This window comes from Chthonomonas sp. (assembly GCF_035294505.1).
Classification (GTDB): Bacteria; Armatimonadota; Chthonomonadetes; order Chthonomonadales; family Chthonomonadaceae; genus Chthonomonas.
In genome coordinates this window covers 1-10,342 of sequence record NZ_DATGKU010000194.1, presented here as the reverse complement: position 1 = coordinate 10,342, position 10,342 = coordinate 1, and the positions used below count along the sequence as shown (strand labels likewise).

The window sequence follows — 10,342 nt, the reverse complement described above, 5'->3', positions numbered from 1 at the left end:
ACGCGAATGGCACTATGTGCAGACGCGCGGCATCTTGGTAGAGACCAACCCGCAGCCCGAGACGCCAGGCGAACGGTTTGTTTTCTTCCAGCCCAGCGAGGAGGATGTAGCCTACGTTGTGGGTGTAACGGCCGCATTTCTCGATGCGCGCGATTTGGCGCCCACGAAACTGCTTTGGCTCGGCGAGACATCGGAACCGCTTGCGCGCCTTTTTGCCCAGTGGTGGGAGATCGAAGAAGAAAACATCCGCCCCTACCAAATCGGCGATAATACCGACAGCGAGGAAGAGCTGGCCCTGCTTTGCCTGGCCCACTCCTACGATATTCAAGACGAGGATACTTACCAAGACTTGGCCATTGCCAAACCAGGGCTGATTCTGTTCGCTCTTGACCTTCATTGGACCGAGCGCCAACCGATCACCCCCGACATCGCCGGCTTTATGACTCAAACTTGTAATCTCCCTTGGGAGACACGCCTCGAAATAAGCCCGGATGGGCAAACGGCCACGCCCATTCAAGAGACGCGCGACCCACAGACCATCGCTAAGGAGATCGGGGCGCAATTTCCCGCTACTGAAGAGTGCGAACACATCGCTGCAGAGCTGACCAAAACCTATGCCAACTGCACCGATCTCATTCTAGATCATCGCGATGGCACCCTGATTCGGCGGCCACTGCCCATCCACTCGCCGATCAAAAGCCCGCGCTTTGGCTTCTAGCGACAGCAAAAGGGGCCTAGCGCCGCGCCCCAATGGTGGCATTGTTGAAGGGGGCGGAGACTGTCAGCCCCCTCCCCTTATCAGGGAGAGGGACGCCTCGCGGTGGGCGTCCTAGCGGACGACGCCTTTGCGGCCTGTGTCGTTCCCTTAATCGCCTCTTTCCCTGTCCACTGCACCGCCGTCTGCTTCTCCAGCCCCCACCCCCACTCCCCTCCCTCTATCAGGGAGAGGGGAGACCAGCAAGCTTTCCTGCGGTTTCCTTTGGTAGGTTGTCTTTTGGAAACTAAACGCACTAGCCCCCTTTCTCCCGAATCGGGGGAAAGGCCGGGATAGGGGGCGAACATGACAGGCTTGCTATACGAACTGGCTCCAGAAACGCTAGCCTCGACAGCTCCACCCTCCCCTCTCCCTACAGGGGAGGGCTGACCACCTCAGCGGCCTGAATCATTCTCTTCATCGCCTATCTCGCTGGCCGCTGCATTGCTGTCTGCAAGACGAAAGGGCGGGATAGGGGGCGAACATGATAGGCTTGTTGTGTCAATTGGCTCTAGAACCGACTGTGTGATGGGCAGGTAAACCACAAGGGGTAACCCTCCTAACACCCCCACGTCCTCCCTACCGCGAAGCTGTTGCCGACTTATGATTATTCGATGAGTGGACAACCGAAAGCTGCTGGGCATGCACAAGCGCACGGATCAGCTCGGCTGCCTGAGCCGCGTTGAGTTGATCGAGGGCCTCCAAACCGCACCGCTCCCGCACAACCTCTTCAACCTGAAGCCCCTGTCGCTTGCACAGCGTGCGAATGGCGTTCGCCTGTTCCTCAGACAGCCGCTCTGAAGCGTCAAAACTCTCTTTACGTTTGCTAGGCGTGCGATGCCCACCAGGCCGGCGCCCTTCCCCCGGATTTGCACCGGCGCCATTCTCCCCTCCACGCTCGCTAGGAAGGCGTCCTAAAAGATAGCCGCGTTCCGGTGCGCTCTCCATAGAGAGGCTCTCGCCCTCCGCATCTCCAAGCTCCTCAAGCGCCGCGACCCCAATGTTGACGGCGTCGCGCAAGGCGCGGGCCTTTGCCCGCGTCTCGGCAAGCCGCAATAAACAGGTGCGCATGGCCGGAGCCACATTGGTTGGGTCGGCATCTCCTAAACCGGTAAAAATCCGTTCCTCCCCCTCTTTACTACCCGCCATTCGTACCACCGCACGCACAATAGCGACGTTCTTGTTGGCCTCGGTGGGAATCTGCACCAACTCGGTCTCAATGGCCTTAAGCCCTCGGGCATGTGCCAGGTCTAACAACCCCGCATACAGGCAGAAAACTTTCCCTTGCCGCTCCACAATGAATTCGCGTTTCATGATCCTCTCCTCACCAAACATGTAGACTAAATTATACTACTCATTCTACCCCACAAGAGTTCCCGCCTTTTCAAGGCGTTTCCAAAGGCAGCCTTTTCACTTAAAAGGTAAAATGAAGGGGAAGTCTTTGAGTTGGTGGAAGCAGGGCATTTTCTATGGAATCGCGCATCCTCGAATGTAAACTAACCGAAAATAGCGAGCTTTTTCAAGCGTTGGCCTCTGAAACGCGACTGCGCATTCTCCAGCAGCTTGCCGACGGTGAGATGAACATCAGTGAGTTGCAGCAGGTGCTTGGAGTAGCTCATCCGAGCGTGTCCAAACATGTTCAGATTCTGGAACAGGCCGGGCTGATCGTCTGCGAATATCGCCCCGGCGTGCAAGGCATGCAAAAACGTTGTCGCCTGCGCTACGACCGCATCATCCTCTCCCTAGAAAGCGCACAACAGCCATATGGCCAGATCGAGGAGGTGCAGATGCCGATAGGGCTTTATACCATCGCCTATCCCAAACCCACCTGCGGCCTCGCCTCGTCGGAAGGCATCATCGGTTTCTTCGACGACCCCCAATCGTTCTTTCTGCCAGAACGCGCCAAAGCACAGATTCTCTGGATGGCCGACGGCTTCGTGGAGTATGTCTTCCCAAACAATATCCCCACCTCTATGGAAATCTATCGCGTGGAGCTTTCTATGGAGATATGTTCTGAATGCCCCGACTACAACAACGACTATCCCTCAGATATCACGCTCTGGATCAACGGCGTTGAGGTGGGTACCTGGACTTCGCCCGGCGACTTCGGCGGCCATCGGGGGCGCCTTAACCCATCCTGGTGGAACGATCGCCTCACCCAACACGGCATGTTGAAAATCTGGTCGCTTGACCAGACCGGCAGCTATGTGGACGGCGTTTTGGTCTCCGAAACCACTATTGCCCAGACCCTCATCTTACCCCGACAACCTATCACTGTGCGCATCGGTATTAAGCCCGACGCGAAGCACGTGGGCGGCTTTAATCTGTTCGGACGAGGCTTTGGCAACTACGAACAAGACCTCCTTCTTCGCCTGCACTATCACGAAAAGACCGAGGAACCCACCTCTGCCGGACGACGTAGCCGTCGGGAAGGGCACGAGTCTCTGAATACAGCAACCTACCCCATAGAGGAGAACATCACGCCCGATGACCTATCCTCTTAAAGCGATGCAAGCCTTTTTATCTCTTGCCACTTTTATCCTGCTTTGGCTCTTTGCGCCCTCCCTCGCTAAACCTCTATACGGTGAGAAAAATCCCCCTTTACAGCTTCCGCCGCTCAACTTTAAAACGACCACCCTCGCCAACGGCCTCAAGGTCATTACCTTAGAGGATCACCATGCGCCGGTCGTAACACTGGAAATTTGGTATCACGTCGGCAGCAAAGAGGAACCGCCGGGCAAACACGGCTTCGCCCATCTCTTCGAACATCTCATGTTTAAAGGAACCGCTCACCTGAAACCGGGGGATTGGGACCGCTACATCAACGGTGTTGGGGGCGATGACAACGCCGACACCTATTTTGATAGAACACGCTACTATGAGACGGTGCCCTCTAACGCGCTCGATATGGTGCTCTGGATGGAAGCCGACCGCATGGCCAACTTGAAGGTAGACCAGGCGAACATGGTTTCAGAGCGCGCCGTTGTTGAGGAGGAGCACCGCATGGACGTCGAGAACGCCCCTTACGGACGCCAAGAGGAGCTGTTGCTCTCCATGCTCTATCCTCCGAACCACCCCTACGGACACGCAACCATCGGAAGCAAGCACGACCTCGACCGAGCTACGCTCCGTGATGTGCAGGCGTTCCACACCGAATACTATCGCCCGGATAACGCTACCCTCGTACTTGTGGGAGATTTCCAAACGCAACGGGCGCTTCAAGACATCCGCAAGTTCTTTGGCGCCATTCCCAACGCGCCTAGTCCACCACGACGCTACCCCGTTCCTCGCATCGTGCAAAAAGCTCCGAAAGAGCAGACGGTGACCGATCCCCTCGCCCCTCTGCCCCTTGTCACGCTGGCTTTCCGTACGCCAAAAGCCGACGATTCGGCAACTCCCGTGCTTGAGGTCATCAGCAACCTCCTCTCCAACGGGGATAGCTCACGCCTCTATCGTGCTTTGGTACGTCAAACACAGCTGGCCAACAGCGTGAGCGCCTATCCGAACAGCCTGCAGATTGCAGGATGGTTTGAGTGCGATGTTAGTTTGAACGCGGGGGCTTCGCCGCAAAAGGTGGTTCGCCTCCTCCAACAGGAGTTTGCTGAACTTCGTAGTCAACTTGTGTCCCCTGTGGAGTTAGAAAAGGCAAAACGTCAAGCCCTCGTCGCCCACGTTTTCGGCCTCCTTTCCACGGAGCAGAAAGCCGATGCGCTTGGAGAAGCCGACCTTTACTACGGCAACCCCGCCGAAGTGAACCAAGAGATTAATGCGATTCAAAGAGTGAGCGCAGAGGACGTACGGCGCGTAGCCCGTCGCTATTTTGCACCGCATCTCTTCAACATCCTCATCATGCTTCCGCCCAACGCGGCTTCAGCGTCATCCTACACGCCCCACCAGGAGGACAGTTCTAAATGAAACCCGCCCAACGTCGTATCGTGCCATATCGTCTAGACCATTTTTTAAAGCAACTCGGCTTCCTTTTCGCCCTGCTCTCCACACAGGCGCCGCTCCATGCGCAGATCGCGCCGGGTGGGCTTACCTCACCCCCTTCCCCCGCCAACCTGCCCGCTTTCGTTCTGCCCACCGTGCTTCGATGGAACCTGCCCAACGGGCTGCATGTGGCTTTTGTGCCAGACCATCGCCAACCGGCTTTGTGGGTAGACCTTGCGGTGCCGGCCGGTTCCGTCTACGATCCGCCGGAGAAGGTGGGCTTGGCCGAGATGACGGTGCGCCTGTTGGATAAGGGCACCCAACACCGCACAGCGTTGCAAATCGCCCAACAGCTCGATCAGCTCGGTGCCACACTCTCCACTACCGTTGGGCGTGATTATCTGTTTCTTAGCCTCCAAGGGCTTAGCGACGATGCACGTCCCCTTTTCGATCTGCTCTCGGATGTGGCACTACATCCTCAGTTTCCTCCATCGGAGGTGGCGAAAGAGCGAACACAGATCATAAACGAGATCGCCTCCGATCTCTCCGATGCCCCTACACTCGCTACAACCGCGCTCGACCGCCTTGTTTACGGCGCTCATCCTTATGGCGACTACCCAAAAGGTACGCCGGAAACGCTACGTGCCATTAACCCTGCCGAAATCAAACAGTTTCACCAAACACATTTTGTGCCCAACGGCTCCACGCTTTTTATCGTGGGCGATCTCTCTGCAGCCCTAGCGCATAAGCTCGTGCAAACCTACTTCGGCAATTGGCCACCCGAAAGCCGGCAGGCAGCGGAGGTGCCCCCTGCTCCTAAATCCTATTCCCAGAGCACCTTCCTTGTTATTCATCGCCCAAATGCTGCGCAGACGGCCATCAGCATTGGGGTGCTTACGGCGGGCTATGCCGCTCCCGACCGCATCGCAGCCGAGGTGGCGGCCGACGTGCTTGGTGGCGGCGAATTCAATTCGCGATTAAATAGTGCCATTCGTGAACAACGCGGTCTTGCCTACTATGCCTACTGCCGTCTTACACTCCATCGGGATGCCGGCTCTCTGGAAGCAGTAACGCTTACGAAAACCACCTCCACCGGCGAAGTCGTGCGTCTTGCGCTCGACTTGATTCGGCAGATCGGGCAACAACCTATTCCCCTTAAGGAGTTGATGGCAAGCCAGCGTTACATGGTCGGCTCGTTTTTCATTCGTAGCTCTACTCCAAGAGGCTTTCTCACGGCGCTGGAGCCGGCCCTCTTATACGGACAAGGTCCGCAAGAGCTGGCCGATTACGCCTCCCATGTTCAAGCCGTTACACCCCAACAGGCACAGCAGGCCATGGCCCGATTGCCTCTCGCCCATCCCATCGTGGTATTGGTGGGCAACGCCCCTGCGATTGTGCCCCAGATCCGTTCTCTTGGCACGGTAGAGGTCATCCCGGAAGACCATGTAGACCTGCTTTCCCCAACGCTGCAGAGCGCTGCCTCCAGCACAAACTCTACCTCGCATAACGAGGCGGAGGCTCTCTTTCAAGAGGCTTGGCAAGCACACGGGGGCGATGCGCTCAAATCGCTTCAAACGCTGCAGTTAAAGGGTAAAGGGAGCTTCTCACCGCCAGGGCTGGCGACGAACAACCCCCTTCCGATCTCCTCCTTCAGTTTCACGTTTCTAGCCCCTGATCGCATGCGCATGGATTTGCAAACCGATTTTGGCCCGGTCGCTATCGGCGTGCCCGGCGGCGATGCTGCCCCCTGGTTTTCCTTGGGGGTGCCGCAGGATGCCCCTGCCATTGTTGTGCAGATCGCCTCAACCACCAACCTGCTGCATCTGCTCCTTGCGGCCAAAGAGGGCAAAGAGACCGTTCACTCTGTGCCCGATCTGAAGACTGATGCCGGCACTCTGCCCGGCTTTGCGCTGACAAGCCCACAAGGGCAAACCGTGCAACTCTATCTCGATCCACAAACCCATCTCGTCCAACGCATTGTCGCTCCGGGAACAGCCGATAACCCCATGATCACGGCCACATTGAAAAACTATCATTCCGTCAACGGCGTGCAACTGCCTCAGCAGATCACAGTGATGCAAGACAAAGCGACCCTTATGCAGCTAGACATCACGGATACCCAAGCCAACGTCAAGGTGGACGATACGATCTTCGCCAAGCCGAAAACCGCACGCAATCCCTAAACAGAGCACCGTAGGAGCGGACTAAGCAAATCTATGCCGACTTTGTGGCTAGGCCGTGCTCTTTACAGATGGCTTTGAGCAGACCATCGGTGGCCTTATCTAACAGCTCATAAACAAGCGGGAACTCGCCCGTATAGTAGGGATCGGGCACTTCCAGGTGCTCTAGTTCCGGCGCAAACTCCATGATGAGCCTTGCCTTCTCTCCACCCGGCGCCATCTGTCGAATGTAGGTGAGATTGCTGCAATCCATTGCCAAAATATAGTCAAAGCGCTGCAGATCGGAGGCCTCCAACAGACGCGCGCGGTGGTCATAGGCGATGCCGTGTTGCTGCAGCAGAGCTTGCGTTCCTGGGTGCGGCGGCTCGCCGATAAACCAATCCCCTGTTCCTGCCGAGTCGGCCTCAATTTTATCCGCCAAACCGGCCCTTTGGACTTTTTGGGTGAAAAGTGCTTCTGCCATAGGCGACCGGCAGATATTGCCCAAACAGACGAACAGAACCCGTATCATGCTATGAAGAAATCCCTCTTTCTCGTCTTAAAATAGCTGCTGGCTGGGGGCACCTGTCGCTAGCTCTTCAACAGGGTGCCCTCGATTAGCCTACTTCGGCTTTCGTGTGCGCAGTAGCGCTATGGGCTGCCCCTCTTTTGCTGCCGTCTCTTCCAAGAGGGCTTGGTAGGGATCGCGCCGTGCCAAATCATCGCGTTCGGTAAGCAGAAAGCGTTCTATACGACGCTGAAGGCGCAACAGGCTGCGAAGGACTACAAGTAGCAGCCCTATAATGAACAGGACGCCCAGGCCGATCATCCAAACTCGCATGGTCATCTTACCTAGATTCTACCCCTCCAGGGCCTCCTCTTGTTGCGCTCTCTTGCCCGTAACCGATCTGCAGTCCACAGATAGGATCGCGCATCTCGGTGAAAAGTCAGATACCCCTCCTAAAGGCAGTGGGCTTGCGCGTAACCTCCTCCCTACTTAGGGAGAAGGTACCTAGCAGTGAGCGATCCTGGCGGATGGCGACTCTCTGCCTACAGCCCACGAGTTCCCACCTCGCCCCTTAGGAGAGGCAAGACAGTAGTTTACTCTCGGTTTTTCTGAATTTATCTTCTGCCTTAAGGGATTGTAGGCCACGCGACCATCTAGCTCTTTCGATTGGTACGCGCCGGCCCGTGGTCTTGCCCGCCCGGATGGAAGGGCACAGGAACATACTCCACCGACGGACGTCGCTGATGGGCCTGCGGGTAGAGCGCCATCAGCTCGTAAATCTCTTCTGGAATACCGGTTCTTACCGGAAGACCCATCTCTTGTGCCTCTGCTACGGTGATCGGGTAGTCGTGCGTCCAGCGCCCCTCGCTGAGTGTGCGTGCCAATGTGCGACCACGCTCCTCTCCCAACCGAGGGCTTACGAGACGGTAGACCGTCTCCTCCACCTGTCTGATCGCCTTCTCGGCGATGTCGGCCAAGATAAGCGTGCGATCGTCACGGTTGGGGTTCGGGGTGCGCAAAGCCGCTAAAATGGAGGCTGCCGGATACTCTCCAAGTTGAGGGTCCACCGGGCCAAGCACGGCGTTTTCGTCCATAATCACCTCATCGGCGGCAAGAGCAATAAGCGTTCCCCCCGACATCGCGTAGTGCGGCACAAACACGGTGACTTTTCCCGGATGCTGCGCCAGCGCGTGGGCGATCTGACCGGCAGCGAGGACAAGCCCTCCCGGAGTGTGCAGGATGAGGTCAATGGCCATATCAGGCGGTGTAAGTCGGATGGCGCGAAGAACGCGCTCCGAATCTTCAATATCAATAAAACGCAGGAGAGGAAACCCTAAAAAGCTCATCGTCTCCTGCCGATGGATCAGGGTTATGACCTGCGAGTTACGCTTTTTACCAAACAGCATCAGGCGCTTCATTCGCTCGTAGGTTAGCATCTGCTGTTGAAACAGCGGCGCCACCGACGAGATAATCAGAAAGAGCCAGAAGAGCTGAAAGATAGGGTCCACGCGTTTCACTCCTTTCGTGAAAAATAGATGCACATCGGGCTAGTAGGGATAGCCGCCCCGATATCGGTAGCGAGGGGGTGGTTGTGGGCTTGCCAGCCACGGGAGGGCAGCAATCAGGCCGAAAACAAAGCCTCCCACATGGCCCCAATAAGCCACCCCTCCCATGTTGTAGAGCGTTGTGGTGAGTGCGGCTACACCGTTGAGATACTGTTCTAAAAACCAGAAGCCGATCCAGATTATAGCCGGCAACTCGATGAACCACGGGAAGATGAAGATCGGAATGAGCGTTAAAACACGCGCCTTGGGATAGAACACCAGATAGGCCGCCATTACCGCCGCGATAGCCCCGCTCGCCCCTATGGTCGGTATCTGAGAAGAGGCCGATGCAACAACCTGCAGAATGCCGGCGGCGATGCCCCCACAAAAATAGAACACCAGAAACGGGATGGTGCCGAGGCGGTCTTCCACATTATCGCCAAATATCCATAGGAACCACATGTTGCCCAGAATATGCAGCCACCCCCCGTGCAGAAACATGCAGGTAATAAAGGTGGGCCAGTAACGTATCAGCCCACCGGGCTGCATCACCTCGGCCGGAATCAACCCGTACCGATAGACAAATAGCTGGAGCTGGTCGGGCGAAAGCTGCAGTTCGTGCAGAAAGATGGCGAAATTGATGAAAATGAGCGCCCATACCGCCGCAGGAAAACGGCGGATGGGGGCGTTATCATGTAATGGGAGCATGGAACTTCCTCATCAATGAGATGGACTTTCCGCGCTAGGTAGTTGGGTGGTGAGAAACCACCAGAGCTAAGCGCTTTGCGACAGCTCGGCGGCGCTCGGCTCTAGTCGAAACCGGAGAAAAGCTCCTACCCCACCATCCCGCGCGAAAGGTTCTTGTTTAGATACTACCTCTACGCGCCCGGCGTGTACAAGCGTTTCCTCCACCAATTCGTCTTCAAGATCGAGCCCCTCTTCACTCATGGTGTGGCCACAAAACACACATTGTCCCGGCGCCGTCCACAACCCGCCGCAATAGCCACATCGGTAGCCTTTGCGCTGAACATCTGCGTCGAGCACCAGGGTCTCTACCTCGCCAAAATAGAGCGAGCGCAACGTGCCTTCGACCCCGACCACCGCGTAGCCATCGGCCTGCCACTCTTCGTAAAGGGTCTCTAGCAGTTTCCGTTCGTAAGCCTGCCGCAACTCCCCTTCTACGCTCAAAACGACATCCCGTAGCTGCTCGAAAGGAGCATCGGCAGGGAGATCGAGGTCGCGCACCCATAAAGCCCGCAGCTCGTTAGGCAAGCAGTGGCGAAAGTCGTCAAAAAGCTTCGAGTCACCCCCAACGAGAATCTGCGACACCGGCCATTGGCGAAAAATCTCACGCATGTTTGCCGCAACGTGTTTTAGGTGGCGACGAACATGCTCACCTACGAATCGCTCTACTCGCCGCTCCATCAGGCCGCACCATCCTCCTCCA

Annotated in this window: 9 protein-coding genes and 1 pseudogene; 4 read left to right on the top strand and 6 right to left on the bottom strand. The window is 56.7% G+C overall.

The genetic code is table 11. The features are described 5' to 3' along the window. Window positions 1-718 (top strand): hypothetical protein (locus VKV18_RS11985; protein ID WP_324204437.1); only part of this gene is annotated, 718 nt, incomplete at its 5' end. Between the two features lie 615 nt (window positions 719-1,333). On the opposite strand, the gene VKV18_RS11980 is transcribed toward VKV18_RS11985, so the two are convergent. Continuing rightward, a complete protein-coding gene (locus VKV18_RS11980) occupies window positions 1,334-2,068 on the bottom strand; it encodes a hypothetical protein (RefSeq protein WP_324204436.1) in 735 nt (244 codons plus the stop codon). 155 nt (window positions 2,069-2,223) lie between these two features. Here VKV18_RS11980 and VKV18_RS11975 point away from each other — a divergent pair, with 155 nt between their 5' ends. Genes VKV18_RS11975 through VKV18_RS11965 form a run of 3 tightly spaced genes read left to right on the top strand, consistent with a single transcriptional unit; the run spans window position 2,224 to window position 6,867 of the window. After that, window positions 2,224-3,258 (top strand): metalloregulator ArsR/SmtB family transcription factor, encoded by a 1,035-nt coding sequence (locus tag VKV18_RS11975; protein WP_324204435.1) that lies wholly within the window; start codon window positions 2,224-2,226, stop codon window positions 3,256-3,258. Then, window positions 3,242-4,669, top strand: coding sequence for a pitrilysin family protein (locus VKV18_RS11970; RefSeq protein ID WP_324204434.1), 1,428 nt, complete (start codon window positions 3,242-3,244; stop codon window positions 4,667-4,669). The genes VKV18_RS11975 and VKV18_RS11970 overlap by 17 nt, the downstream gene beginning before the upstream one ends. Then, window positions 4,666-6,867 carry a pitrilysin family protein gene (locus VKV18_RS11965; protein ID WP_324204433.1) on the top strand — a complete coding sequence of 734 codons (2,202 nt, stop codon included), beginning with the start codon at window positions 4,666-4,668 and terminating at the stop codon, window positions 6,865-6,867. The genes VKV18_RS11970 and VKV18_RS11965 overlap by 4 nt, the downstream gene beginning before the upstream one ends. 31 nt (window positions 6,868-6,898) lie before the next feature. On the opposite strand, the gene VKV18_RS11960 is transcribed toward VKV18_RS11965, so the two are convergent. The 5 genes and pseudogenes from VKV18_RS11960 to VKV18_RS11940 all read right to left on the bottom strand — a co-directional run. Further along, entirely contained in the window at window positions 6,899-7,375 is a 477-nt protein-coding gene (locus tag VKV18_RS11960; protein ID WP_324204432.1) for a low molecular weight protein-tyrosine-phosphatase, read from the bottom strand. Window positions 7,376-7,465: 90 nt separating this feature from the next. Then, window positions 7,466-7,690, bottom strand: coding sequence for a hypothetical protein (locus tag VKV18_RS11955; protein ID WP_324204431.1), 225 nt, complete (start codon window positions 7,688-7,690; stop codon window positions 7,466-7,468). Window positions 7,691-8,004: 314 nt separating this feature from the next. Further along, window positions 8,005-8,859 carry an SDH family Clp fold serine proteinase gene (locus VKV18_RS11950; RefSeq protein WP_324204430.1) on the bottom strand — a complete coding sequence of 285 codons (855 nt, stop codon included), beginning with the start codon at window positions 8,857-8,859 and terminating at the stop codon, window positions 8,005-8,007. Window positions 8,860-8,898: 39 nt separating this feature from the next. Next, window positions 8,899-9,603: a rhomboid family intramembrane serine protease gene (locus VKV18_RS11945; RefSeq protein ID WP_324204429.1), complete on the bottom strand. Its 705-nt coding sequence runs from the start codon at window positions 9,601-9,603 to the stop codon at window positions 8,899-8,901. A gap of 66 nt (window positions 9,604-9,669) precedes the next feature. After that, window positions 9,670-10,342 (bottom strand): annotated as a pseudogene (locus tag VKV18_RS11940) (hypothetical protein); the annotation flags it as partial.